This is a genomic window from Rhodoferax sp., from assembly GCF_018063565.1.
Classification (GTDB): domain Bacteria; phylum Pseudomonadota; class Gammaproteobacteria; order Burkholderiales; family Burkholderiaceae_C; genus Rhodoferax.
Window position 1 is genome coordinate 49,504 of the sequence record NZ_JAGPBB010000007.1, and the last position, 26,185, is coordinate 75,688.

Below are 26,185 nucleotides of genomic sequence, written 5' to 3' on the forward strand. Positions count from 1 at the left end.
TTGGGTGTACCTCCTGGTTGGAATGCACACCGATCGTCCAGCCGGGTTTTATGGCGTGTTTGTGGACGTGCTTAGGGTTGATCTATGGTTGTGGCCTCCTTCGCCACGCCGAAGCTGATATTTGCCACGTTTGACCAAGGCAAAGATCTGTGCGCGGGCCGGTTGACTGCCAAATGCATCGTCAAACGACACGTACCCAGTCTTTACCCGTTCATTGGTTTCAGCCCACGAGACGATTGGCGGCGGCTTTTCTGAGGTGCCCCAGCACTGTTTGACAATCCTCGCCAGAGCAGGCGAAAGCTGGATCGGTTCGTCAAGGTGTGCCAGTTTGAGCGCATTCCCATCGATGTACTCGACGGGTCCCGATGCCGCCGCAGTCTGTGCATAGCGCAGCAAGATGCGCTGCAACTTGTCAACTCTGAACTGAGGATGGCCCCCATCAACTTCCAGCAAGTCGGACAGGCAGCGCTCGATATGCTCGCCCAATATGGGGGGATTTGTGGCCTTGTGGACCAATAAGAGACTTTGCCCTGGCCAGACCTCATCATCGAGCCAAGCCTTGATTTGGGTGTGTGCAGCCCCACGGAGATGGCGACCAACAAATACCCGAGCCCATTGGCTGGACTGGCCGACTCGCACCTGACCCAACTCCCAAAGATGCCCAGGTACATGCTCAAAGGTAGCGGATCGCCGCTGGAGCGCGCTGCCGATGACTGCTGACAGATCATCCAGGAAGCGCTCGACACACAGCTTGTAAAACGTGATCTCCCCTAAGGGGCGCACGACGGTACTGCCGCGCCACCTGGGATTTGGGTATCGGTAGACACCTGCTGCGAGATCGATGTCGTGGGTGACTTCATCCACACAGCCATCTTCACCCTCAATGTTCTGTCCGGCAAAGTAGCCCGCAATCCTGATCCAACCTCGACTGAGAAATGCCTGTGAGTGGGGCCAGATCGCTTGCTCGAAGACAGTATCTCCTATGTCTTGAACATATTCCAGGGCCGAGAGGTAGTCGTCATAAAGGCATCGCAGCGTCATGCCATGGCCAGATTCATCACACCGATGGCACTGAGTTGAAGCTGCATGATTTGGCGGTCCAGCGCTGACTTGCAGCCATGCGTCAGGCCGTTGGGTCTGGCGACATGCACCGCAACACGGTGCGCCTTGCAATCGGGCTGATCCTTCATGACCAGGCTCAGTGTCACGTGTGAGATGTCGTGTCCGTCGATGGCAGGAATGCGGTACACATCGCGGCTGACCTGATAAATACTGCGCCTGTCTCGGCTGTGCCGGCTGATCTGCAGTGAATTCGATGCTGTGCGACTGCGAGCAGGAATGTTGCTTTGCGCACTTTCAACCGCGATCGGATTGGTCAGGCGGATCTTCTGGATGGCCAGGTCCTGCACGCCATCGACCAGGGTACCGGCTATCTGTTGCAGCACAGCGGCATCCCCAAAAGCCTGCAGATCAAACGAGCACATCGGAATTTGGTTCGGCAAACCCTCTATGCCCAAAACCAATTGCTGGAAACTACTGGCCAAGCTTGGTCGATAAGCATTGTCTGGACAAAAGACACCCAGCATTCCAGTGGCACTCTCCCATGCGAACACGACTTCAATGGCTGCAGGCTGATCAACTTCAACGATCTGGGCGTCCGTGGCAGAGTCGCCGACCACTGTTTTGTACTGGGCGCGTGCGGCATTGAAGGTGGCGGAAATCGTGTGTTGACGCTGTGTTCGGCCAAGTGCCTGGTCGGCCAGTCCATGGCGATGAGTGTGAGAGATGTCATCAGTGCAATGATGGTCGATCACGATCAACTGCGGGTTAACACCGGGGTACAGTGCTGCCACCTGCTCGCGCAACGCCTGCTCGTAAGCTGCCAGGGGCAAGGGTTCCGTGTCTTTGGGGCCAAGATAGTGGCTGGCAAAATCTTTGGAGTTCCAGTGCTGGTTCATTGACTGGCGACGCTCGGCCTGCTCAAAGCGGGTGTCTGGCAGCCATCCGGCATGGATGTCTGGCGTGTCAACAAACTGTGCCAGGTAGAGGTAAAGCGCGCGTGACCATTTTTCTGAAGGATCTGCGAGTACCAGCGCATCCTGCTCATTTTGTAAATCCAGCATGGCCATCACCGCCTGATGACCAAAAATGTCGGTCAGCGCAGTGATTCGGCTACTGATTTTTTCCAGGGTTGCAAGCTGCTGTGTCGCGGTTTGAGCCAGCCAGGCATAAATCTGGGTTCGCAGCTTTGGGGGCAATGCGGCCTTGGTGCTGCAGATCTCCTGGATCAAGTCACTGGGCAAACTGGTATCGCACAGGTGCTCGATCAAGCGCTGTAGCCGCAACGGTTGCTTGACCTTTCTTGCCAATAGCTGGAACTGGGCCATGCCAGGCAACAGCGTGTTGCCAAAATCTTCGCCGCGTTTGGGTTTGGCGACCCTTTCTGCTGCTGAGTCAGAATCCGGCGGGGTGGGGTGGATGTTTGCCGACTCTGAGTCCGGCTGATTTGCTGGCATGGTGCCTCCCTATGCTGTATAAAAACACAGTATATGACTGGATGTGATTCAACACAAGCGTTTTGTCCACACCTGAAATAGTTGGCGCCGATTGCGCCATTCAGAATTAGCGGAACTGAGCAATTCCCTTGTGACGGGCTGGATCGATTGGGCCATGCCAAGCTATCCGACCATCAACGCGCCATACTTGTCATCTGATTGTTGAACTTTCTGACAGCAATTTGGTGAGATTCGGTATCAAAGCAACCGCTGGTTTCATTCCACACAACCCAAGGAAACCTCTCATGTCAAAGCACACGGTTTTGGTCACAGGCGCCTCGTCGGGCATCGGCATGGAACTGGCGCGACAGTTTGCTCAATTGGGGCACAACCTTGTGATGCTGGCCCGAGGGCGCGCCGCTCTTGAAGCACTGGCACTTGAAATTCAGATGCAACACAAGGTTTCTGCGCAAGTCATAGTTGCCGATCTATGTGACCCTCAGGCTCCTGCGAATATTTTGGAGGAACTGACGCGACGGGATCTTCAGATCGATGTTTTGGTCAACAACGCCGGTTTTGGCCTGTTGGGTCCACACGCCGATCTGGATGTCCAGCGGCAGATGGACATGGTGCAAGTCAACATAACTTCCCTGGTGCTTCTGACCCGGTTACTGCTTCCAGGCATGCTGGCCCGAGACACCGGAGGTGTGCTCAACGTGGCATCAACTGCGGCTTTTCAGGCAGGTCCGAACATGGCGATTTATTACGCGTCAAAGGCATTCGTGTTGTCTTATACCGAGGCTTTGCATGAAGAAGTTGGCGGGACAAAGTTGCATGTCAGTTGCCTGTGCCCGGGTCCGACCCATACGGGATTTGTTGCAGCTGCCGGAATGGAGGGCGTTGGACTTTTTAAACTGGGTGCGCAATCGGCTGAAGAGGTGGCCCGGGTTGGGGTTACCGGGTTTCAAAACAACAGGACGATTGCGATCTCGGGATTTAAAAACAGTGCACTGGCATTTCTCGGCAAGTTCTCTCCTCGGTTTGTCACTCGAAAAATAGCGCAGGCACTGAATCGATAGTCGCCGGGGTGGGAAGCCGCCCAATGATCGCCAACAATTTTGGTCAAGGCGGACTTCTCCAACGGGCAGGTACCTTAGGGCACTGTGATTCGAATCGCCCAAACTCCGTTGATGCGCCACGACCACCCTCGGGACTAGATTGATTTGCGCATACCACCGATGTGCCTTATCTGCGCATAGTGGCGTTGATGTTGAAACTACCAGGCCTGCCGGGCGTCATGTCAATGGCTTGGAGTGTGAACTTAGCGTGCCGTTCTTTCGCTGCAACCGATAAGTGTCCCTTATACGTGCGATTGAATCCGGGGTACAAACAGCCGGTAAACGTCACGTTCAGGGTGACGATATGTGCGGCCAACCCTGGCGCCGCGAGACCTAAGAGTTTGCATTTGTTCTCAGTGCTTGAGCCAACCACTTTGCCACCCTGGTCAATGTTGATTGTCAGTTCGGTAACGATATGCCCCGCTGGATCTGAGACTGACCTGATGTACGGTTGGTATTCAGTCTGACCGTGCCACTCTCCGTATGGTGAGTCGTACTCGCCTGCCAAAGCGCTAAAACACCAAAGTGTAAGAAGGAAAAAAACGCTCGACAAGGTCGTGGTCTGGTTTCGAGGTGAGGACATTTTTGATACTGCCGTTGGTTTTAACACCCCAACTGGGGCGAATAGTTGAAATCTAAGCTCATCATTACTTTGGAATATTGGTCTGTGTCTTCCTTCTGCGGTTCAGTCCTCAGGCATTGGCGAAATGTGCAATGAAATTGGAAGTCAAACTGGCCAAACGGTTGATTCTTTTCTAGCGCATCAATGCCCGACAGTCGAACTTTGTGCTGCACCTTGTCGGCATCCAGCACTGTGATGGTGTCACCGTCCGCGACCCCCAACACATGCCCCGTCAGTACCTCGGCCCTGACTGCGCCTAAGGTCATGAGCAGTGCCAATACGAGCCCCAATGCTCTCATTCATTTCCCCCTGTTGCCCTAGCTTACCCATTGGTTCGGATGATTTGAATCATGATTTGCGGGTCTTTCAAATGCCCTGTGCTAACCATGAAACCAACCAAACTCACTCACCCGAACGAGATGTCAGCGCGTCAGCGCGCAGCCGAGATCACATCCATTCTTTGCACAGCAATTATGCGCACCCACGCTTGTAGCGAGTCTGCGACAGATCAAACACAGAGACAAATTGACCTTGGCTTTTCTGGCAACCAGAGCGTTCATACGAGCCCCAATCAACAAAGGATTTTCAAATGAAAGACTCCACTTCAGTGGCGGCTCAAGTGGCTGCGCTGTCCAGCCTGCCAATGCCAGACCTTTGGGTCTTATGGGATCGGTTTTTCAAACGCAGACCCGAGTACCCCAACCGCAGCTATGTGGAATCGCGAGTGGCATACAAACTCCAGGAGCAGGCGTTTGGCGGTCTTTCTGCAGAAACTCAGCGCAGATTGATCAACATCGGCATGCGCCACTCAAAGATCAAGGGCCGGCAGATTGCGCGGGCAATTGAACTTGCACCTGGCACCGTTTTGCTGCGCGAGTGGGGAGAGCGTGACCACAAGGTAACCGTGACTGCTGAAGGTCGCTTTGAATATGAGGGCAGGTTGTATAAGAGCCTGTCAGCTGTTGCCAGGCACATATCTGGCACCCCCTGGTCTGGACCACTGTTTTTTGGCCTTCGATCCAATCGCAAGGACGCTGAGTGAGTACCACCACCCACGATTCATCATCGAAGGCGCGCAAACGCTGCGCTGTGTATTGCCGCGTATCAAGCGACGAGCGACTCGAACAGGAGTTCAACTCGATCGATGCCCAAAAAGAGGCTGGCCACGCTTACGTGACCAGTCAACGCTCCGAAGGTTGGATACCGGTGGTGGATGACTACGACGACCCCGGGTTCTCTGGTGGAAATACCGAGCGCCCGGGACTCAAACGCCTGATGGCTGACATTGAGCGTGGCCAAGTCGACATTGTGGTTGTTTACAAAATTGACCGCCTGACCCGCAGCTTGGCGGATTTCTCCAAAATGGTCGAAGTTTTCGAGCGACAGGGTGTCTCGTTTGTGTCGGTCACGCAGCAGTTCAACACCACCACGTCCATGGGCCGCTTGATGCTCAACGTGCTGCTGTCTTTCGCCCAGTTTGAGCGTGAGGTCACCGGCGAGCGAATTCGCGACAAGATTGCCGCCAGCAAACGCAAGGGGCTTTGGATGGGTGGCGTGCCGCCACTGGGATATGACGTGGTTAATCGACTGCTGGTAGTCAATGAGATCGAGGCTGAACTGGTTCGGCGCATCTTTGCCGAGATGCTCACCATTGGCTCACCCACTCGCATCGCGCAGGGTTTGGCCAGCGAGGGCATCACTACCAAAGCCTGGACCACCCAAGATGGTCAGGTGCGCAGCGGCAACAAGATGGACCGCAAGTACCTGTACAAGTTGCTGCGCAATCGCATCTATTTGGGCGAGTTGTCGCACAAGGGCAGTTGGTTTGCCGGCGCACACGAGCCCATCATTGACCACGGACTGTGGGGGAGGGTGCATGAAGTCCTGGCATGCGATCCGCATGTGAGATCAGTGGAAACCCAGACACGCGAAAGTACAGACGCATTGCTGCGCGGTCTGCTGTTTGATCCAACTGGTGATCCGATGTACCCGACCTATGCCAGCAAAAATAAATACAAGTACCGCTATTACGTCTCCAAGGCTGAGATGCGATTCGGAGCAGCGGGCAAAACCCACACACGTATTCCGGCTGAGGAGGTGGAGGCTGCGACTGTCAATCAGATCAAAACTGTGTTGTCCAGTCCGGAAGCCATCAACGCGGTATGTAAATCTCTTGAATTGCAGCGGATTCAGATCAAAGAGGATGTGATTGTGATGAACCTTCACCAGCTCGGTATGGCTTGGGAGCAACTGCACCAAGTTGAGTGCATCAGAATCGTCAAGTTGATGATCGAACGGATTGATCTAGTCGCAGGTGGGTTGAAGGTGAAATGGCATGCCCTGGGTTGGAAGGACCTGATCATCGAGTTCGGGGCAAAGGGCATTGGTGCGGAATTGGTGGCCATGGAGACGCCATGAACGCTAACCTCTGTACCTTTGTGCCACTGACATTTTCCAGACGGGGTGTGCGGTTGCTAGGCACCACAAGTGCCGTCGCGCCTGACTCGACTTTCTTGGTCGGTTTAAGTCGTGCCTTTTACTGGAACAGCCTGCTGGATGCTGGTGTCATGAAAAGTGGCTCGGAGATCGCCAGACGCGAATGCCTACACCCCTCGGTAGTGAATGAATTGTTGCGCCTCACATTGCTAGCACCCGACATCATCACGCAATTGATGTGTGGGCATCAACCGCGGCGGCTGACCTTGATGTGGTTTCAGCGAAATCGCCTGCCGGTGGACTGGCAGGCTCAGCGCGCCATCATCGACGCCTTCAAGTAGGAACCAGCATGGCAAGAAAAGACAAGGGAGTATTGACTGGTGAAGCTGTCACCTACCAAGTTCCGGTGCCAGCAGGTGGCGTGCAGATGGAGACGTTCATTCCCTGGACATTGGTCAAGCGAGGTGTCCGCAGGCAAGTCATTACGCCAATCGATGCGCCAGAGCATTTTGAGAAGGAAGCGGTCGTGGAACGACGTGCGCTCAAGCAAGTCAAGGACAGCCCGGTGATACGGGCGCTAGGGCTGGCACATTACTGGCAGTGGCTACTCGATGAGGGCAAGTACCGATCCCTAGCGGAAATTGCTGTTGCAGAGGGCTTGGATCGAGGTCAGGTAACCCGCACTTCACAGCTAAGTCGATTGGCACCAAAAATTGCGGAGTTTTGTTTGACTGATGGACATGGTGGCAGAACGTTGGAGCAGTTGGCTCGAGCTTGTCTCGCTGAAAGCTGGGATGATCAACGAGAAACTCTGGACTCTCTACAGCACCCTTGGGCCGGTGTCTGTCAAAGTTCTTCGCGGTTAGGATAAATTTGTATCGGTTGAATTTGCTGCATGTAGGTAGGCTGCCAACGTTCATTTTTGACGGTCGGCATCCTGGAAAGTTGGTTGGCTCCAGTAGGCTGATCCCGGTCACTCGCTCGCCACCTTCCGAGTGGCGGCATCGACCGTCAGCAGTCGTTCAGCGACTAGGCCGTTGACCGGCCGGTGCACTTCCGTAAGCGATTACTCAGTCTCGTTCCGCCCAATTCCAGGCTCGAACGACTGCTGGCGCACCAACTCATCGGAAGCCGCTTCACGATGACCAAGGCCATCCTGTAGCACGGTGGCGAGAACGACAAGTCGCGGCAACGCCTCGAAGCGCTGTCGAAGGCAGACCGGGAGGCGATGCCGGCGGACGGGCTCACACCTGGGCCGGTACGGCCGCGGCGCATCCGACGGCGCAGCAGACCGCCGCTTGTGGAAGCAGCGGCGCCGCGGACCAGCCGATGAGTATGCCACCGGCATGCTGGTAGGGTGGATGCGCGGCCGGTGTCCATGCAGTGGCCCGGGCGCATGAGCCCGCACCCGGTAGCGCCACGCCCGGTGCCACGAGCCAGGTGGCGTCGTGCGTCCATCCGGCCGCCTCGTGCCTGGTTGCTGCGCAGAGCGTCGGATGCCCGTGTTCATTCCCGCAGCCGAAAGAGTAGACGAGGCGCCGGTAGTCGTCGCCCACTGCATGGGGAACGGCCGTCGGTGTATTCGGTTCAGCCCCGTGGTGGAAGGCCGTGAGGGCCACGCAGCAAGACGTGGTCGCCATGGATTTGAGCGTGGCGGGGAAGAAGTGGTAGTCGCAGTCGCCGGGCAGCAGCCAGTAACGCTCGTTGTCCTGGCGGGCCACGGCGACGATGAGGCCGGAGTGGTTGAATTGCTTGCTCGTGCCCTGGGCGATCAGCAGACTACCGGTCTTCGTCGGGGCGGTGATGGTGCCGGGTGGCACGCCGGTCAGGTCGAGCGTGCGGACTCTGCCGCCTTGGGACCACACCGTGTGTGCGAACGCCATGAAGGCTGCGCTGCCTGTCGTGGACGGCGCCGTCCATTCCAGCCCGTGCGCGGGGTAGCCCGCGGTGGCCATAGCCTTCGTGATGGCGCCGCACCAGTGGTCCTCGTCGGCATGGCTCAGGATGACCGGCGGAGACGCGCTGGTGCAGAACCTCAGCGTCTGCAGTGCCACGTCCAGGACGTGGTTCCTGCCGCAGCCCATGTCGATGTAAAGCTCTGGCGTGGCGTGGGGCGGGTCCAGCCGCACGAGCGCCTGGGCGGCGCCCTGGCCGACGTCGTACACCGCGAGGTGCTCCGCCCACAGCCCGCGCCGGGTCAGCCGCGCGCTGGCCAGCTGGGTAGATTGCTTGAGGATGGCCGGCATCCTGAATCGTCGGCCGGCCTTGGCGAGGGATGCCTTGGACAAGGCCTTCACGGCGTCTATCGTGGCGGGGATGCCTGCGTCGAAGATCGAGGCGAAGTAGGTGACACGGCAAAACAGGATGTGAGCCATCTTGCCCACGGTGACCCGCGCCTGGAACCAGTCCGACGTGATGCCTTGCCGCCAGCGGCGCAGCGCGTCATCGGGAGTGGCTAGGCCGCCGCCCAGCGAGGCGTTCAGCAGCATCATGTGCCAAGGCATCTCGCTGGGTTGGTACGTGAAGCGCCCGAGCGGTGCGTTGCCCAAAGTGAACTGACTGTTGGTGGCCTTGCCCTTGACGTCGCTGATCCAGTCCCGGTAGGACAGCTTCAACCAGTCCGTCGCCCAGTCCGCGCCGACCACTTCGAACGTGACACTGATCGTCTGTGCCGCGCCTTCCGGGCGCCGTTCATCTTCCCCGACCTCCGCGGGCCCATTGATGCTGACCAGCCGGGCCAGCACGCGGAACCCGTCATTGCGTTGTTTGGCTAGGACGCTTCTACCAAGCCTGGGGTCATGGTGCAGGTAGGGACAGTCAGCGTACAGCGTGTTGTTTTGCGTGGCCATTCGAACGGGGTTGTGGAGCCCGGGTGGCATAGTTTAATGGCGAGTCTGCACGGCAGCTCCGGCGCTTAGGAATTTCAAACGGTTTCTGGAAAGCCCGGCTGACGCATAGGTGGCCGGCCGATATCTGCCTGGAGAGCTTGGAACTAACGGCTGCGACGTTGTCTTGTCGTGATTCGGCGTGCCCCTGACGGTTCGCTTGGGGCTCGCTGGGCCTTGGTTCTAGGGTTAAACCTGAACCCATGGGCACGATGCCGGACCATCCTGGCTTCGCTGGCAGCGCAGGCTGGGGGACTGGGGCGAGGTGGTTGAGACGGTAGGCGAAGCTCAGGTGGCAAAGCTTTGCCCCGCCTCGCGCGCAGCCTCTGGTCGGCGGCTGCGGATCCAGGCTCAGGTGGGTGAGGATCTTCTCGATCATCGGCCACTTAAGGATGGCCGCGATGATCGTCAGATGCCCAGAGCCGCAGTTCGGGCAGTGCTGCATGTCGATGTCGAAGACACGCTTGAGAAGCCGCGCCCAGCTGATCCTGTGCGCTCTGGCCTGAACCCCCTCGATCTCGCATCTTTCTGCAACTGCGATGGTGTCCGACCGACAACTACTCTTCTTTACCAGCGAGAGCAGAAATCGCCTGAGCTGTCAGGAAGTACTTGTTAGTGCCCAGATCACGAATGGTTTTGATGCCGAACGCCTTTGCCAGCAATTCAGCATCACCCGCTGACACGCCTTCTAAGGCATCCACCGGGGCATCGGCGATTTCTTTCAACGACTTGGACTCGAACGCTTTGTCGACGGCTTTATTGATGTTCAAGATCATCACTCCTCAGGGTTGTTGGGGGAGCCGAGATTATGGGGTTTGTCTGGCAACCATGTGGTCGAATCGACCAGCGTGAAACCCATTTGATTGCAGTCCAACTCAGATGCACGGCGAGGCGTAGCCTTGGCCAACTCCATCCAGACTGGAAACGGTATTTGGCTGATGGTCCGCTTGGGCGCCATGCGCGTGACCTCAAACTGGTTGTTCTGAAACACCATCACGCCGCACTCCACCGGGATTTCATTGGGCTGGGCAATCGGTTGCACGGCCGAAGCATTGCCGATGTACCCTAGAAGCGGAAAACCGAGCCGAAGCTGAAGCCGGAAAGCTTCAGGTTGGAGTTCCGCAGGACTTCGTAAGACAGATGCAGCGAAACATTGGGTTTGATTACGTATTCGTACCCCAAGGACGCTCCCACGGCACGGTCGCTGGTGAGCTCCAGGTCTCGATCGTCCCGGTCGAGTTTCGCGTAGGCGATCCGGCCGTACCACCCGTTGTAGATCAACTTGTAGCCAATCGAGAATATGGTCGTCTCGACGTTGTACTTGCCGATCTGACCAGTACTTGAGCTGATCGGTCCTGTGTACTCGACGGAATGGGACAGCCCGCCGCTGTTCAGGAACTCGTAGCCGAAAAGCGCGTTGATCTGGCTGGTGGAGTAGTCGAGCGTGCTTCGCTCACCGGTCAGGCGCTTGTACTGGATGCCGACATACGGGTCTGCGACTGCAGCAGAGGCACCGAATGCGGCGGCGGTGGCGATCAGAGTAATGCGAAAAATTTGGGCGGAGGTCTGAAACATATTGATGTGAGCGCGTTAGTTGGTCTGCGGAGCGAATGCGTCGCAGAGTTCAAGCCGGCTGTATTCTGGGGCACGGATTCCACAAGGGAGGACCGATCCACCCAAAATGGGCGTACGTTTGGCCGCTTGCTTCCAGCGCTAGGGAGAACTTTCGGCAAGACGGACGATCGCGTCGTGCGCTCTAGGTGATTTCCAGGGGCCAAACAACGCCACAAGTGCTCGGACCGAGATCAAATTGACTGGGCAGGGAGGTACAACGACCAATTGGACGTCACAGCGCCTGGGTGACGGGTTCACTTGTTGGCCTACAACGTGATCCGTCTGCTCATGGCGCAGGCTGCTTGCAATGCAGCCGTAGACCCACGTGACTTAAGTTTCAAGCACACCGTACAACTTTAGAGCGAGTGGGGTTCGCGAGATTTATCGGCTAAGCAGGACTACCCGCTATGGTTCAAGCTGATCGCCAAATGCAGGGTTGGCAACCAGCCTGGATGCATTGAGCCACGCATGAGAAAACGACGGCCCAAACCCTACACTTGATTAAAGCTCCCGCGCGCCATCGCTCGCCAGAAAATCAAGGTACATGGTCAACACTGAAACCTAAAGTAAGTGCCACTCAACTTAAAGCGAGTTCAACTTGGGTTGGGAATGCTAATTTCGAACCGGTCGGGGCGGCAAAGGACGCACCGGGCGATTCGTTCCAGGTGGTGGTCGCGACCCGACTCCGCCAGGGGGTGGACGCACGCCGGGGCGCATGCCTGGTGGCCGACCCCCACCGGGCGGTCGAGGTGCTGCGCCACCGTGAGGTGGACGAACCCCGGGTGCTACAACGGGGGGCCGCGGCGGTGGCGGTCGCCATGCCGGTGGTCGAGGTGGCGGACGCCAGCCCGGTGGCCGAGGCCGGTAATGCCAGTTGTTCCAGTGTGGATGCCGTCCATACCAAGGTCGGTCAAAGTAATGATCTGCCCAGTAAGCACCCACCAGGAACGCCAGCACCGGCAGTCCAATCGCCGCGCCAGTTTGAGCGACATTCACTTCCCGGTTGTCATAGGTGGCAACAAGATAATCTGCACTGACCCAGCCACGCCCCACGCCAGTCCGAACATCGCACCATTGGTAGTCTTGCTGGCAACCCAGTACCTCAAGCGAAGTACGTGGGCTGAGCACATGCACGATCGGAAAGTCGGTGTCTGGGCCGGCGCGCAAGTAAACCTCGGCCCGTGTATGCGCCGGATAGGCTGCCGCGTGCGTTGCGGCAAACGTTGCGCCTGCAACCAGAAGGCAGCGACGGACTCGGTCGAGCCATTTTCGAACAAAGCGTGGCGGAGCATAAAAGGGATTCTTGGGCATAGGTGTCGGTGTCATCAGCCATCCAGCATGGCTACCAAATTCACTCTATCACGCGGCCACTGCGTTGCCGCCCCTCAACCACCCAAAATGGGCGCAGCGCATCCTATGCATCTTTGGAACGCATTCGGAAATGACCGAGGTGACACCAGCGGTCTGCGCTCTACAAGTACATTGTCCTAGTGCCGACTGGCAATCGCCGATACCGGTTTTGGCGCTAACAATGGTGCCCGCTTCAGGCGTACATTCACGTAGTTGTGGGGGACGACTTACTTGCTGAGGGTGCGCTAGGTGATTTTGTAAGACAGGGTGTCGGCGTCGCGCAGAGCTGTCAGAATTTCGTCAGCAACTGCCAACAAACGAGTCACGCTTTCGCGAGTGAAATCACGCAACTCGGGTTCCAAGCGGTCTCCGACAATCACCCAGCCTAGCGCAGTTTTGTGTACCAACTTTTTTTCAGCGAGCTGTGCGAGCTTGCGTCGGGCGGTTTCACGCGGAATACCAGTAATTTCGGCGATATCGCGCAGAAGCAAGGGCCTCGCCAACTCAACATCATTAGAGACGCGTCCGTTTTCACTCAAGATAGAACTGGGTAGCAACCCTGGGGGCATCAAGTGTGCAATCCCTTGGTGAGCCAGCACGCCCCAAATCACCATCGCTTCAAAGTCGTTGTCCGTCAGCATCCTTCCAACCCTCAGCATGTGGTCGATCAAATAGCGGTTGGTTGCAAAAGCAACGATGCCAAAGGCTCTGTTGTATGCATTCTCATAATTTTTGAGCTTGCGCAGTTCAGGTACACGCTGAAAGTTGCTGGTTGGCATCGGTCCCGGAACAGGTTTGTCGTGCATGGATTTACCTATTTGTTGAGGGTTTCTGGCAAGGATGAGTTAAGTCGTTGATGGCATTGGAACCCATTTTGGGTGGAAGCGGTGCAAGTCGGCGCCCAGAATGGGCATGCACCCTCGGTATCGATGTCTTCGCAGTGCACATTCATGAATCTTGAAACGATTGGGCTTTTGGCTTTCAGCCGAGACCGTCAAACCCGACTTTGGCCCCTAAGTATTGACCGCACCTTTTGATGACACTGAGTTCAAAACCCACTTTATCCCGACGCCAAGTAATGCTTGGCCTATGCACAACTGGTTGTGTGATCGCGAACTGGATCCCAAAGCCCGCTTTGGCTCAGAACGACGATGACGGCTTCCGCATCGGTGGCCGCCCCGGACGCGGGTGGCGTCTGCTTGGCGAGGTCGCAGCGGGCAGGCGGGTCGACCGGGATCAGATTCGGGTCAATCGTCTCGCCGCCTACTCCGCAATCCGGCTGCGGGTTTTTGAGGCGCCGGTTGAGTTCCTCAATGTGCAGATCCAGTTTGGCAATGGTGAACGTCGTGAGGTTGAGGTACGCCAGTTGATTCCGCGCGGCGGTGCGACCCGGGTGATCGGTTTACCGGGTGAGCGCCGCCTAATCGATCGCGTCATTTTTTGGCACAGAACACCGCCACACGCCAATCGCAGAGCACGGGTGGAATTGTGGGCGCGCGTTTGAGCCGTGTTCACAGCACCGTGATACACCCCCCGCTCCGCCTGCCTGCCTTGCCGTCTGGCAGGCATTACCGCTTTCACACCATGGTCAAGCCCGTCGGTGCGCTGTGCAACCTCGACTGTTCATACTGCTTTTACCTGCACAAGACCGAGTTGCTGGGTCATACCGCCAACGCACGCATGGCAGCCGACCTGCTGGAGCAGCACATTCGCCAGTACATCGAGGCGCAAACGGGCGATGAGGTGGTGTTTTCCTGGCAAGGGGGCGAACCCACCATCGCCGGTCTGCCGTTCTTTGAGCGCGTGGTTGAACTGCAAACCAGGTACCAAAAGTCTGGCCAGCGCATTCACAACGACTTGCAAACCAACGGTGTGCTGCTCAATGAGGCCTGGGTGGGGTTTTTGAAGCGCCATGATTTCCTGGTTGGCCTGAGTCTGGACGGCCCACGCGAGTTGCACGACCGGCATCGCCGGACTGCCGGTGGCACCCCCAGTTTTGATAGCGTTTTGCGTTCGGCCAGCTTGCTTGAGAGAGCTAAAGTACCCTTTGCCCTGCTATGTGTAGTTAACCGTGACGTGGCACGCAAACCGCTTGAAGTCTGGCAGCAACTAACGTCTGTAGCGGGCAGTTACCAAGTGCAGTTCACGCCTTGTGTCGAACCAAAAGCTTTTCGTGAGCACCCACCTGAACTGCGCGATGTGTCACAAATGCCCCGCGTGGGGAGCGCACGCACCCGACCCGGGAAACCCCTGGCCATCGTGACCGACTGGTCGGTGGACGCGCGCGACTATGGCGATTTTTTGTGCACCCTGTGGGATCACTGGCTGGCGCACGATTTTGGCCGCATCCAGGTAAATGTCTTTGAAACAGCCGTGGCGCAGTCGCTGGGGTTGCCGGCGCAAATGTGTGTGTCAGCCCCTGTCTGCGGCAAGGCACTGGCGCTGGAACAAGACGGCAGCCTGTATTCCTGCGACCATTTTGTATATCAGCAACACCGGCTCGGCAACATTCGCGACACCCACCAGGGTGACCTGGCTTTTTCGCAAAAACAAGTGGCTTTTGGCCTGGACAAGCATGACCGGCTGCCCGGCTACTGCCGACAGTGCCCCTCGCTGCAATTGTGCTGGGGCGAGTGCCCCAAAAACCGCTTGCTCAGCACGCCTGATGGTGAACCCGGCCTGAATTACCTGTGTGAAGCCCTGAAACGTTTTTATTCCCAGGTTGAGCGCGATATGCCGTTGATCAGGCAACGCCTTGGCCGCTAACCCCCCGAAGGAGAATCTATGCGATTGACCCGCCTACCCACGAGAAAACATTTGCTGGCGGCCGCCGTTGCCGCCACGCTGGCCGGCTCCGTGCTGGCGCAAAGCCAGCGCCCGAATATTCTGGTCATCATGTCAGACGACGTGGGCATCACCAACGTGGGTGCTTACAGCCACGGCATGATGGTGCCCACGCCGAACATCGACCGCATTGCGCGCGAAGGCATTCTGTTTACCGACCAGTATTCGCATCCGACCAGCACACCGGGTCGGGCTGCTTTTATCACGGGTCAATTGCCGATCCGCACCGGTCTCACGACAGTGGGTATGGCAGGTTCGAAGATCGGCCTGGACGCACGTGATCCGACCCTGGCCGAGGTGCTGAAAGAGCAGGGTTACCGCACTGCGCAGTTCGGCAAAAACCATCTGGGTGATCGCAACAGCCATCTGCCCACGGTGCACGGCTTTGATGAATTTTTTGGCAACCTGTACCACCTCAATACCGAGGAAGAGCCCGAGTTGCCCGAGTGGCCCAAAACCCCAGGGTTTGATCAGCGCTACAAGCCTCGTGGTGTGCTGGATTGTGTTGCCACCCAGAAGGATGACCCCACCGACGATGCTCGATTTGGCCCTGTTGGCAAACAGGCTTGCAAAGATACCGGACCACTGACGCGCAAACGCATGGAGACGGTTGACGAGGAGTTTGGTGCCCGCGCCAAAGACTTCATCCAGCGTTCGGTGAAGGACGGCAAGCCCTTTTTCACCTGGCTCAACACCAGCCGCATGCATGTATACACCCATCTCAAGCCTGCATCGCGCAATCTGGCTACTCCCTATTCGTCCTCGTTGGATGTGTATGGCAGTGGCATGATGGAGCACGATGGCCAGGTGGGCGAAATGCTCAAGCTGCTAGACGATTTGAAGGTTGCCAACAACACCATCGTGGTTTACACCACCGATAACGGTGCCATGGCGGCGTGGTGGCCCGATGGCGGCACCACACCGTTCCGGGGTGAAAAAGCCACCACCTGGGAGGGCGGCGTGCGCGTGCCAATGCTGGTGCGCTGGCCGGGCAAGATTGCACCTGGCAAGGTGTCCAATGGCATCCAGACCTTTGAGGACATGTTCAGCACGCTGGCAGCAGCAGGCGGTGCGGGTGACGTGGCGGCCAAGCTTCGTGAAACGCACAAGGTGCACATCGATGGTGTGAACAACCTGGACCACTGGACCGGAGGTGCGCCATCCAAACGCAATGTGGTGTACTACTACAACGAGAACGACTTGACGGCGATTCGAATTGGCCACTGGAAGTCTCACCTGAAGGTGCGCGACGGTTTTTTCGACTACCAGCGGCCATCCGCCAAAATTTTCAACCTGCGCATGGACCCGTTCGAGCAGCGTGGCGACCAGAAGGCCGACGACATCTCCATGCAGTTAGGGGTGGCATGGGGAGGGCAGGTATATGACGCAATAGGCGCGCATTTGGCAAGCTTCAAACAGTTCCCACCACGTCAGGCTGGCGGGTCGCTGACGGCCGGCACCAAGTAATTCAGCATACTCTTGCAGGTCTGCACGGCAGATTTTCGATGGTTCTTTCAGAAGACAAGATATTTTGAAAACCAAACGTTTCAACGCTGCTGCTCTAGCAGCGTTGACCGCAGATGTCGCACAAACACTGAGTCCCAGACCCCAGCGACTCTTCAGTTTCAACAAAGGAAAAATAGATCTATGCAAGTACAAATCAACACAGACAACAACATGGCAGGTGGTGAGTCTCTTTCTAAATGGATGACGCAAGAGATAACGACTCGCTTGAATCGATTTGGCGACGACTTAACCCGCATTGAAGTTCATCTTGCCGACCTGGATGGCAGTAAGCAGGGGAACAATGACAAACGTTGCCGGATCGAAGCTCGACTGGCAGGGCGTCAGCCCGTGTCGGTGACCGACGAAGCAGACAAGTTTGCGCAGGCGTTTAGTGGCGCTGTCGATAAACTCCTGCGCATGCTCGACACCGATTTGGGTCGCCTGAACGATCGACATGGGCGTGAATCAATCCGCAAACCAGAGTAATCTGGTGCACTGACGCCGTGTAGCGCCTGGACCGTACCGGCGGTCTTGGCCAACCCGAATACGGCAATTCGCTGCGTGACTGGCAAAGCCTACAGCAGCCAGTCGATTGGCAATAAAGTCATCAGCATAACTGTCAGGCGGCGCATGAAGCTGGCTTTGGGCTCGGCCTCATAGCGCACCGGTCCTTGCGGTGTCTGCTCGATCCACTGGATGGATTCTCCATCGGCGGCCAACTGCACCTGGTAAGCAGAAGAAATAAGTTGCGCATCCAGCCCGGCTGACACCGCATCCGCAAGCCGGTGGCTTTGAATGACCAGCCCCATTTCTGTGTTCAGCCTGACCGACCTGGGATCCAGATTGAAGGAGCCGACAAAAACGCGCTGGCCGTCAACTGCGATCGTTTTGCTGTGCAAACTGGACCAGGATGATCCCGCCAGACTGGACAGCGACCATTTGCGTTTGGTTTGCGCGGCTTGCGCCTCGGGAATGAGTTCAAACAGGCTGGCACCACTGCGCAGCAAGGCCAGCCGGTGTTTTGCGTAACCGGAATGCACGGCGGACACGTCATTGGAAGCCAGCGAATTGGTCACAATGCGCAGCTTGATGCCAGTTGCTGGAAACTGACCCAACTGTTCTACACCGCCATCACCCGGCACAAAATACGGCGACACAAGATCCAGTGTTTTCTTGGGCTGGCCAATGGCCTGGGCAATTTGTGCTGGCAAATAGGCGGATTCCTCGCCACGCCGCAGCGCCTTGGACGGAGGATCGCAAACCAACTGCACTGGAACCCATTCGAGCACGGGTGTCTGCGTCAATTGATATGCCAGTGATACCTCGTGGCGAACCGCTTCGTGATATGCCATGGCCTCAGGCGAGGACCGCACACTGGCAAACTTTTCTTCGAGTTTGCGCGTTGCGTCCAGTGCCACACTCCCCACTATGTCCCCCACCGGATAAGCCAACGGACTGTTCCAGTAGCCATCGAACGCAGAGGCTACTTCACTGGCAATAGCACCCACCGCCAACACATCCAGGTCAGCAAAAGTCATCCGCGGGTGGGCACCAAAATAAACATCACCCATGTTTCGTCCACCCACAATCGTTGCCTGAACATCGGCGGTGAGCGACTTGTTGTGCATGCGGCGGTTCAGGCGGCTGAAATCCGTCAGGTACCCCAAGAACTTGAACTGGCGCTGCAAAAACGGATTGAACAGTCGGACCTCGATGTTGGCATGGCTGTCCAGCGCCGCCAGATCCTGATCAAGCCCTGCAATGCCGTTGTCGTCCAGCAACAGGCGTACACGTACCCCGCGCTGAGCCGCACGCCAAACCTCTTCTAGTAGCAGATAGCCCGTGGTGTCAGCATGCCAGATGTAGTACTGGATATCCAATGAACGCTCGGCCTCTCGCATGAGCAAAACTCGCGCTGCATAGGCGCCATGCGGGTCGCTCAGCGCTTGGACACCAGATGGATGATCTTGGTTACTTTGGGCTTGCATCACCGCGCGCCCCAAGCGGGTCATGCTTGTGTCGGCCAATCGCACGCTGGAAAGCTTGTCGCGTACGATGGGTAGACCTGTACACCCACTTATAGACATCACGACCAAGCTTGCCATCAAAAAAAAAGTCTTTACCATTGCTCGTCGGTCAACCCGTTTGACGATACGGCTTTGGCAACTGACCGATCTGACATCTTGCAGCTAGAGCGATAAAGGCAGATCAACATTGACAGTCGAAAAAATGAATTGCCAGCAAGGGAAAGTGGCCATCGCAGACTGGCTCTGTTGGCCGGTTTTGACCTCGATGCGATGGCTGCGACGACCTGATGCCGACTTTAAAAGAAATACTTCACCGCAGCAGAAATTGCGCCACGGTCCTTTTTGTCGCCGAAATCGCGTGAATAGCTGACCGAACCTGCCCAATGGAGATCGAACTGCTTGTTGACAGTCCCTTCAAGACGCTGCCAGTTCGTGTTGGTGCGGTGTTCCCAGACATGACGCGCTTCGCCGGTGATCGCCCAGCCCGCTGGCAAAATGAAAACAGGAATAAAGCGAACTTCGGTATTGCTGAAACCAGCCCGTTCCGAATCGCCGCCCACCGAGGTGGTCTGCTTGGCCACGAGCGCAAAAATAAAGCTTTGCGACACAGGCTTGACAGCTAAGGCACCAAAATTGAGCTGACCACGCCCCGTTCCCAGTGCATCATCCGTCGCCGTTGGTAACACGGCCTCGAAGGAAGCCCCGTATATCCAAGCACCAGCCGGCACGATCCACCGCGCCCGTGCAAAGAAGTCGCCGGTCCCAGATGCCGAGAACCCGGGAACGGCCACCTTGGTGTAAGCCGGAAGTTCAAAATTGAGCCCCCATTCCTGATTCAGCTTGTAGTCGTACTTGAAGGTCAGTACATCGGTGTTGCCACCGCCGTCGAGCCGAACGCGTTTGGTGATGACATCAAAGCGGCTGTCAATATCAGCCGGGTTAACTCCGCGCGACTCTTGGGCAACAACCGAGGTTGTGAACAATGCTGGCAGTGCGACTGCTGACGCAAGCAGCATGTGGGAGACAAGTTTCATGGGCTGGGACTTTCTGGCGTAAGCGGGTTGGAAATGGAAAAAGAGACTAATTCGCTGGCACTATCTTTGGCAGCGGTGCCTCACCCCGGCGCATGGCATCGCTGGGCAAGTAAGCGCGAAGGGTGATGGCATAAGGGCCTGCCGGCGTAGGCAGCCAGTTACGGGTGTCGGCAGGTGGCTGGTGCTGTAGCAACAATTCGATGTTGCCGTCGGCACCCTTTTGGATACCCTCGGTGCGATCACCAATCGTGTAGCGATTCAGTGGATTAGCGGCAAAAAACAAGCGTCCGTCGCTCTCTTTTTCGTACATTGACAGTGACCAGAAGGCTTTTGCCTGGATCGGTGGAACCACCAGTTTCCAGGGCTTGCGGCCATCCAGCGGGGCACCGCTGGGGTCGGATTCCAGGTTCAGATAGACTGCCTCGCTGGCATCCAGCGCACTCAGCGCACCAAACGCCACCGTGGCGCGCAAAGCGTAGTCGGTGCCAAAGTTGCCAACCAGGGGCGACGGGATGCTCCAGCCATTGACCAGACGCGCACCGTATTGCAGGCCCTGCTTCAAAAAGTCATGCAACACCGGCAGGCGCTGGCGCCAAGCGGCCTGAACCTCTGGGCTGGTGCGCACAAATGCGTCGGCTCCATGCCCTAGACCCAAATCAACCCAGTCTTTGAAATGCGGTGCTTCGGTGGAAGGCGGGGGGTTGCGTGACAACATTTCGTTAACCACCGCCAGGAAATTGACCGGGTCGGTCGAACTGCTCGGCACCACCCATTGCGGCAACAGGCCAGCGGCTGCAACGACCGGCGTGATCTTGATACCGTCCTGCAAGCGGTGCACGGTGCTGGCATCGGCTGCTGAGTTGACCAGCGTACGCACCAAAAACTGCACGTCGTTGCTGGGCGCACGCACGACCCGCCCGGCAGGGGTGGCACCCTGCCAGTTTGGACCAACCACGGTCACATCCAGCGGGCCATCGCCATCAGTGCGGCTGCCCAGAATGGCAAAGTTGTTGGTGAAAATGTCCAGCAAGGCCAAAGACCAGTAGCGCCCGGCATCCACCTTGGGCAATTGAATACGCACCGGCGTGTAGTGCAGATCCAGCCAACTGGCGGAGTACAGGGTGTCGTTGTTGGGCGTAGTTACACCACGCGAAGTGTGATCAATTAGGGCGCGGCGGTTGACTGGTGTGCCATTGGGCAACAGTGGAGATGGATTGAGCGGGTGCACTACCGAGTTGTAGCGTGTTCTTGCCATTTCATACAACGGAAACGCCTCTAAAAACGCCTCGTCGATGCGTCGCTCAAGCGGTGTGGCGGCATTCACGCTCAACCCGGCAATGTCCTGCGCTGCAGTGGCCATGGGTGGCGCGGCAGCGCCGAACAGCAGCGACAAGACCACGGGAAGCATTAGTTTTTGAAATTTCATGGAAGGTTTCCAGGGTGCGGGTTAAGGGGATGGTAAATGTCATCACTATTTAATATATAGCTACTTTCGTTTGTTTAATAAGGGCTAGAGGCCAATTTGATGCATAAAAGATTACAAAATCAGGTTCTGCACGGCATCAGGACGCAACCTAGACCCGCACCACCGGTGGCGCGCGCCAGCGTCCGTCACGAATCTCGGCACGCGGCAAATAGGTCCGAAAGGTCAAGCCGAACACCCCGGACGGCACCGGCAGCCAGTTTGCTTGCAGCGCCGCACCGGGCGATTCGTTTTGCACATACAAGGTAAAACCACCATCTGAATCCTTGACCAGGCTGGGTAGAGACACGGTGTTGATCACGTAACGCTTGAGCACATTGGCGTAGAGCAGCCGAGCTTCGGTATAGACCGTCAGCGACCAGAATGCATCGACTGGTGGCAACTGACCCGGGGCAAAACGAATGCGGTAGCGGTGTTGTCCCTTGAACGGCTGGCCGGTGGCATCGGTGGCGTAGCCAACGCCCAGGTACTCTTCGGCGGCATTGCCCAGAATGCCCAGCATGGCACCCACGGCGCGAATCAGGTAGTCCTGCTTGAGATAAGCGCGTGAGCCAAACAACTCGGCTGACGAGCGCACCAAGCGGGCGCGCTCGCCCATGGCTTTGAGGGCTGCGCCCATGCCTTGCATGACTTGGGGCAAGTCGACTGCGTTTTGGCCAGTAAAGGTTTGACCGGGTGCTACACCAAACTTTTGCAGGCGTTGGCGCAGATCCTGCTCGTCGTCGAGCACAGGCATGAAGTTGAGCATCCAGTTCAGGACGTCAAAAAAGGCTGGGTCGGTGGGTTTTTGCCGCAAATTCAGAGGGTTCACCAAAGTTGGTAAGGGCAACGTAGCGGGCTTGGCCTGGCCCAAGTACTCGGGTAGGGTACGGACGCGCATCTTGTCCTGAATTGCGTGAACATTGGGCAGGTCGTCGGCCCCAAGCAACTGTGTGCGAAACATGCCCAGTGCGAGCAACGTGGTGGACTGGAACACCTTACGAATGCCAGGTGGCACGGAGCCGGTCCATCCCGGTGGTGTGACCAGAAAGTCGCCCCCTGAGTTACCGTTGGTGCGGGGCGTTACGTAGTCGATGATCCAGGTGTACAGGTCAAACAACTGCAGCGACACATAGCGATGCGGCTCGAACGTTGGCACGGTGATGACCACAGGCCCGCCGCGCAGGTCCAGCCAGGCATGTGAATAGGGCGTGTCCACGTTGGGGGCTATCACCGCCGTGTCTTCCGGAGTGGCCACCGTACGCGTGTGGCCCACCACGTTCAATGGGGCTTTGTAGTCGAACGACTTGGGGTCAAGCGCCTGCCCATGCAGGATGGCATACATGTCCACCATCGGATAGCCCCACAGGGTGGCCTCGGTGGCCATGCTGCCAATGGTTTGCGTGGCATAGACTGGCGGCCATGCCAGTGCGGCAAGTGCTGTGGCGCTGGTGCGATGAAAGGCGCGGCGAGTGAGCTGGTTTGCTGTCATGGCGATGGCAAGGTGCTAGGGTCAGTTGTGACGATCAAATGGCAGTCCAACCACCATCGGTGGCCCAGGCGGCACCGGTGATGTTGGACGCTTCAGGTGACAGCAGGAACAAGATGACTGCGGCCTGCTCTTCAGGCGACGACATGCGGTTTTTGGAATCGCAGTAACCCAGCGGGCTTAAGGTTTTGAACATGCCCATGTTGGGGATCTTGGACAGCGCCGGGTTCTGCGCGCGATCGGTCTCCAGCGTGACAACCTTGGTGAAGGCTGCGTCGGTCATCGGCGTGACGGTGCCGGCCATGTTGACTGAATTGACGCGAATTCCGTAGGGTGCGTAGTCGATCGCGGCGTTGCGCGTCAAGCCGGTCACAGCAAATTTGCTGGCGTTGTAGGCCGGTGTGCCGGCCAGGCCAATCAGACCCGCAATGGAGCCAATGTTGACGATGGCGCCACCATCGTTTTGTTTCAACATCTGCCTGAGCTCATGGCGCATGGAATAAAACATGCCTTTGACGTTGACGTCAAAGCAGTGATCCCAGTACTCGTCAGTGGCCTCATGGATGGAGGCAAATATCTGGTTCTTTTGGTTGGGGACATCCACCGGATCAGACGGGGGCACGCCGTCCATGACACCGGCCCCATTGAGCACCAGGTCGAGCCGGCCATAGGCCTTAACGGTCTCGGCCACCATGCGTGCATTGTCAGCATCCTTGCGCACATCGATCTTGACAAAAATGCCTTTGCCGCCTTCTTTCACAATCTGAGCTACGGTTTGTTCACCGTCAACATCCAGAATGTCGGCTACCACCACATTTGCACCTTCACGCGCGGCGCGGACAGCCGTGGCTTTGCCAATGCCGCGAGAGGCACCGGTCATCAGAATGGTTTTGCCGGCAAAACGCCCTGGCACAAAGTAGGCCGGGTCCAATGGGGTGATGTCGCGCGCAACAGGGGTGTTTGAAAGTTCGCTCATAGGTTCTCCGTTAAAAAAATTGTGTGAGGGGTTAGTACTTGTAGGTCAGCATCAGCAGGCCGCCAGACCAGGCGCTGGTGCCGTTGGGGGTGATCTTTTTGATGCCGTCTTGTGCAAACGCCAGCGCCAGGCCGGCGGTCAGGAACAATTTGGGATTCAGTACCCGGGTGTACTCAAAATACAACTCTTGCGACAATGCTTTGGTGGGCACACCACTGACGATGCCCAGGCTGTTGTTTACCACCCCCAGTCTTGCGGCCTGCCCGTACTGGATGGGACTGAAGGTCTCGGCTGCCCGCACATTCCAGTAGCTCACGTTGGCAAAGTCCTGCGGGCTGAGCACCAGGTCAACGCGAATGCGGTGCACCACCAGATTGGAGTTGTAAAAGGCAAAAGAACCATTGCCACCGGATGACCAGGTATCTGGGTAGCTCTCATAAAACAGCGGGTCGAAGCGCTCTAGGCGGGGGGTAGCAGGGTCATCGCCCGAGTAATAGCGCGCCGAATAGCTCAATCGAGGCATCCATGGATGGCTGGCAAACCGGTAAGCAAATTCCAGTCCCATGCCTTTGGCCGACATGTCCAGTTTCGAATGAGACTGGGTCGCAAGCTCACCGGTCATCGAAAAGCCGGCTAATGCGCCGGAGGTCGGCTCATACCGCCAGTGGAGGTTGGTGGTTTTGAGGCCATCACGGCCGTTTTCAATGATCGTGACTGGCGCCTGGGGGTAGGGTGACTCGGACGAGGTCACCTTGATGTGGGCCAGGCCCACCGAGTTCTTCGCATCGGGCGACCAGACCAGTTGAGCCCCGACCAGTTTAGTCTTGCTGTCACCCGACTTCAACTCGTTGGCATCGAGGTAGAAGGCTTCGCCTCTCCAGGCACCGACGCCCGCTTTGGCAACAGCGCTCATTTGCCAGGCACTCCGTGGGGCGGTTATCGCGGCGCCGCGTTCAAAACCATTACCCGACCCTGATCCGAGTAAAAAACCACTGCCGAGGGAGTAGGGCTGGGCGCCCACTGAGACGTCATAGGTCCACTCACCTGGGGTGCCCCCTTTTACACCCACATAGGCATCTTCCAGTAGCACGCGACCGGTGTCGCCTTGCAAAAACAAATCCTGTCCCAGCGTGCCCGAGGCCACCACCGAGGCCGCGCCATAGAGGTTCAGCGTTCGGTCGAGCTGCCGCTCAAACCGCACACCGGGCTTCACATAGGTCTCCAGCCAGTTGTAACTGCTCCCAAAACCGGCGGTGGGCGCGAACTGCTGCGCCAGTCCCCAATACGAATCGCGCTGAACAACGGCCTGGACGGCACCGTCCAGAGTCCAGGTAACCGTGGTAGGTATTTCCTGCGCAAAAGCTGTTCCTGCAAAACAACTCGCCATCGAGGCGAGCAGGATCGTATGTTTGAGTTGCATGCCCAAAGACTTTCTATGAGGTTGGTGTTAGACGGACGCACCGATGCTAAGAAGTGCAACCTGTGTCGGGGCCTGTATCCGCCCAATTTGGGTGCCGTACCTGTTCTGGTCTCAATCGATTGGAAAAATACTCAACCAGCTAAAGCCTTTTTAGGCAACGATCGATTCTTGGCGACCTGCGCTGACCTCTCAAAATGAACGGAGTTATCAGTGCTGCTGGAAGGGGAGTGTGTTTTTCGCAGGCCAGAATCAGGATTGACAGCGAGCATTGAATGACTTCAATATCCGTCGCGTTTCGTCACACATCGGGATGGGCAGCAATCACTTGCCTACTGGGTAGTCAGGCGTTTGCCAGCAACTCGATGGAGTCGCTGGTTCAAGTTCCGGACGGCATCAATCTTGTCGGCGGCGTGATGGGCCGAGTGCCTGAATTCTGGGGCGCCAATCACAATGCCAATGGCCTAGCACCGATGCTGCGAAAGCAACTCGACGGCGACCGCTATCTGCAGTTGTTGGGCACCGAACTGACCTACAACATGCTGGACGACGCACATTGGCGTGCCGGCCCCAGCCTTGGCGTTCGCCTGGGCAGAGATGATGTAACTGATACTGTCGTGCGTCGGATGCAGCCGATTGACGGCACCAGCGAAGTTGGCGTTTTTGTGAGCTACACCGACCCGTTGGGCACAGACCCACGTCACCGCTGGGGGTTTAACCTGGCTGTGGCTGGTGCCGCAAGCAATGTTTACAGCGGCCTCTATGGCTCAGCCTCGGTGCACTGGCGGTTGTGTCCCAAGACGTGGTGTAAGTTCTTAGCCCGGACAAGCTGAGATACACGGTACTCAGCGTGCCACTGCGGACAGCCGAGTCGGAGGAGTATCGCAGAGGGTTTGCAGACCTTCAAGCT

25 protein-coding genes and 2 pseudogenes are annotated in these 26,185 nt (G+C 57.3%); 12 read left to right on the plus strand and 15 right to left on the minus strand.

Annotated elements, in window-relative coordinates:
• Positions 1-48 precede the first annotated feature (48 nt).
• Both KBF66_RS03210 and KBF66_RS03215 read right to left on the minus strand, forming a co-directional pair.
• On the minus strand, positions 49-1,041 hold the full coding sequence (locus KBF66_RS03210; protein ID WP_296652138.1) for a hypothetical protein: 993 nt from the start codon (positions 1,039-1,041) through the stop codon (positions 49-51).
• Positions 1,038-2,516, minus strand: coding sequence for a hypothetical protein (locus tag KBF66_RS03215; RefSeq protein ID WP_296652141.1), 1,479 nt, complete (start codon positions 2,514-2,516; stop codon positions 1,038-1,040). Before KBF66_RS03215 ends, KBF66_RS03210 begins: the two co-directional genes overlap by 4 nt.
• A gap of 284 nt (positions 2,517-2,800) precedes the next feature.
• On the opposite strand from KBF66_RS03215, the gene KBF66_RS03220 reads away from it, so the two are divergent.
• Positions 2,801-3,574, plus strand: a complete 774-nt coding sequence (locus tag KBF66_RS03220; protein WP_296652204.1) for an SDR family oxidoreductase — start codon at positions 2,801-2,803, stop codon at positions 3,572-3,574.
• Between the two features lie 642 nt (positions 3,575-4,216).
• Here the strand turns inward: KBF66_RS03220 and KBF66_RS03225 are convergent.
• Positions 4,217-4,501, minus strand: coding sequence for a hypothetical protein (locus tag KBF66_RS03225; RefSeq protein ID WP_296652144.1), 285 nt, complete (start codon positions 4,499-4,501; stop codon positions 4,217-4,219).
• Between the two features lie 323 nt (positions 4,502-4,824).
• On the opposite strand from KBF66_RS03225, the gene KBF66_RS03230 reads away from it, so the two are divergent.
• Genes KBF66_RS03230 through KBF66_RS03245 form a run of 4 tightly spaced genes read left to right on the plus strand, consistent with a single transcriptional unit; the run spans position 4,825 to position 7,542 of the window.
• Entirely contained in the window at positions 4,825-5,277 is a 453-nt protein-coding gene (locus KBF66_RS03230; protein WP_296652146.1) for a DUF2924 domain-containing protein, read from the plus strand.
• A complete protein-coding gene (locus KBF66_RS03235) occupies positions 5,274-6,653 on the plus strand; it encodes a recombinase family protein (RefSeq protein WP_296652149.1) in 1,380 nt (459 codons plus the stop codon). Before KBF66_RS03230 ends, KBF66_RS03235 begins: the two co-directional genes overlap by 4 nt.
• The gene (locus tag KBF66_RS03240) at positions 6,650-7,012 is read left to right on the plus strand and encodes a site-specific recombinase resolvase (protein ID WP_296652151.1); all 363 of its coding nucleotides are present in this window, start codon (positions 6,650-6,652) and stop codon (positions 7,010-7,012) included. The genes KBF66_RS03235 and KBF66_RS03240 overlap by 4 nt, the downstream gene beginning before the upstream one ends.
• An 8-nt stretch (positions 7,013-7,020) precedes the next feature.
• Positions 7,021-7,542, plus strand: a complete 522-nt coding sequence (locus KBF66_RS03245; RefSeq protein ID WP_296652157.1) for a LacI family transcriptional regulator — start codon at positions 7,021-7,023, stop codon at positions 7,540-7,542.
• A gap of 373 nt (positions 7,543-7,915) precedes the next feature.
• On the opposite strand, the gene KBF66_RS03250 is transcribed toward KBF66_RS03245, so the two are convergent.
• The 4 genes from KBF66_RS03250 to KBF66_RS03265 form a co-directional block, all read right to left on the minus strand.
• Complete coding sequence (locus KBF66_RS03250) at positions 7,916-9,520, minus strand: hypothetical protein (RefSeq protein WP_296652159.1); 1,605 nt, start codon at positions 9,518-9,520, stop codon at positions 7,916-7,918.
• A 593-nt stretch (positions 9,521-10,113) separates the two neighbouring features.
• Positions 10,114-10,326, minus strand: coding sequence for a hypothetical protein (locus tag KBF66_RS03255; RefSeq protein ID WP_296652162.1), 213 nt, complete (start codon positions 10,324-10,326; stop codon positions 10,114-10,116).
• A gap of 5 nt (positions 10,327-10,331) precedes the next feature.
• On the minus strand, positions 10,332-10,598 hold the full coding sequence (locus KBF66_RS03260) for a hypothetical protein (RefSeq protein WP_296652165.1): 267 nt from the start codon (positions 10,596-10,598) through the stop codon (positions 10,332-10,334).
• Positions 10,599-10,621: 23 nt separating this feature from the next.
• Complete coding sequence (locus KBF66_RS03265) at positions 10,622-11,131, minus strand: outer membrane beta-barrel protein (protein WP_296652167.1); 510 nt, start codon at positions 11,129-11,131, stop codon at positions 10,622-10,624.
• Positions 11,132-11,422: 291 nt separating this feature from the next.
• Here KBF66_RS03265 and KBF66_RS03270 point away from each other — a divergent pair.
• Together KBF66_RS03270 and KBF66_RS03275 are read left to right on the plus strand one after the other, a co-directional pair.
• Positions 11,423-11,668, plus strand: a pseudogene (locus KBF66_RS03270) (IS4 family transposase); the annotation flags it as partial.
• Between the two features lie 224 nt (positions 11,669-11,892).
• Positions 11,893-12,207: a hypothetical protein gene (locus KBF66_RS03275; protein ID WP_296652170.1), complete on the plus strand. Its 315-nt coding sequence runs from the start codon at positions 11,893-11,895 to the stop codon at positions 12,205-12,207.
• 43 nt (positions 12,208-12,250) lie between these two features.
• On the opposite strand, the pseudogene KBF66_RS19600 reads toward KBF66_RS03275, so the two are convergent.
• Positions 12,251-12,496, minus strand: a pseudogene (locus tag KBF66_RS19600) (SH3 domain-containing protein); the annotation flags it as partial.
• A 269-nt stretch (positions 12,497-12,765) separates the two neighbouring features.
• Complete coding sequence (locus tag KBF66_RS03280) at positions 12,766-13,326, minus strand: hypothetical protein (RefSeq protein WP_296652174.1); 561 nt, start codon at positions 13,324-13,326, stop codon at positions 12,766-12,768.
• Positions 13,327-13,655: 329 nt separating this feature from the next.
• Between KBF66_RS03280 and KBF66_RS03285 the strand changes: the two genes are divergently transcribed.
• From KBF66_RS03285 to KBF66_RS03300, 4 genes are all read left to right on the plus strand, one after another.
• Positions 13,656-14,024, plus strand: a complete 369-nt coding sequence (locus KBF66_RS03285; RefSeq protein ID WP_296652177.1) for a hypothetical protein — start codon at positions 13,656-13,658, stop codon at positions 14,022-14,024.
• 80 nt (positions 14,025-14,104) lie between these two features.
• Entirely contained in the window at positions 14,105-15,286 is a 1,182-nt protein-coding gene (locus KBF66_RS03290; protein ID WP_296652180.1) for an anaerobic sulfatase maturase, read from the plus strand.
• Between the two features lie 18 nt (positions 15,287-15,304).
• A complete protein-coding gene (locus KBF66_RS03295) occupies positions 15,305-16,831 on the plus strand; it encodes an arylsulfatase (protein WP_296652182.1) in 1,527 nt (508 codons plus the stop codon).
• Positions 16,832-17,011: 180 nt separating this feature from the next.
• Positions 17,012-17,356 (plus strand): HPF/RaiA family ribosome-associated protein, encoded by a 345-nt coding sequence (locus KBF66_RS03300; RefSeq protein WP_296652183.1) that lies wholly within the window; start codon positions 17,012-17,014, stop codon positions 17,354-17,356.
• 89 nt (positions 17,357-17,445) lie between these two features.
• Here the strand turns inward: KBF66_RS03300 and KBF66_RS03305 are convergent, their stop codons facing one another.
• The 6 genes from KBF66_RS03305 to KBF66_RS03330 all read right to left on the minus strand — a co-directional run bounded on the left by KBF66_RS03305 (position 17,446) and on the right by KBF66_RS03330 (position 25,278).
• Complete coding sequence (locus KBF66_RS03305; RefSeq protein ID WP_296652186.1) at positions 17,446-18,771, minus strand: phospholipase D family protein; 1,326 nt, start codon at positions 18,769-18,771, stop codon at positions 17,446-17,448.
• 422 nt (positions 18,772-19,193) lie between these two features.
• Positions 19,194-19,931 carry a hypothetical protein gene (locus tag KBF66_RS03310; RefSeq protein ID WP_296652189.1) on the minus strand — a complete coding sequence of 246 codons (738 nt, stop codon included), beginning with the start codon at positions 19,929-19,931 and terminating at the stop codon, positions 19,194-19,196.
• Between the two features lie 46 nt (positions 19,932-19,977).
• Positions 19,978-21,357: a DUF1254 domain-containing protein gene (locus KBF66_RS03315; protein ID WP_296652192.1), complete on the minus strand. Its 1,380-nt coding sequence runs from the start codon at positions 21,355-21,357 to the stop codon at positions 19,978-19,980.
• Between the two features lie 148 nt (positions 21,358-21,505).
• Entirely contained in the window at positions 21,506-22,885 is a 1,380-nt protein-coding gene (locus KBF66_RS03320) for a DUF1254 domain-containing protein (protein ID WP_296652193.1), read from the minus strand.
• A gap of 34 nt (positions 22,886-22,919) precedes the next feature.
• Positions 22,920-23,858, minus strand: a complete 939-nt coding sequence (locus KBF66_RS03325; RefSeq protein ID WP_296652195.1) for an SDR family NAD(P)-dependent oxidoreductase — start codon at positions 23,856-23,858, stop codon at positions 22,920-22,922.
• 31 nt (positions 23,859-23,889) lie between these two features.
• Positions 23,890-25,278: an alginate export family protein gene (locus tag KBF66_RS03330; RefSeq protein WP_296652198.1), complete on the minus strand. Its 1,389-nt coding sequence runs from the start codon at positions 25,276-25,278 to the stop codon at positions 23,890-23,892.
• A 272-nt stretch (positions 25,279-25,550) separates the two neighbouring features.
• Between KBF66_RS03330 and KBF66_RS03335 the strand changes: the two genes are divergently transcribed.
• A complete protein-coding gene (locus KBF66_RS03335; RefSeq protein WP_296652202.1) occupies positions 25,551-26,108 on the plus strand; it encodes a MipA/OmpV family protein in 558 nt (185 codons plus the stop codon).
• Positions 26,109-26,185: the final 77 nt, after the last annotated feature.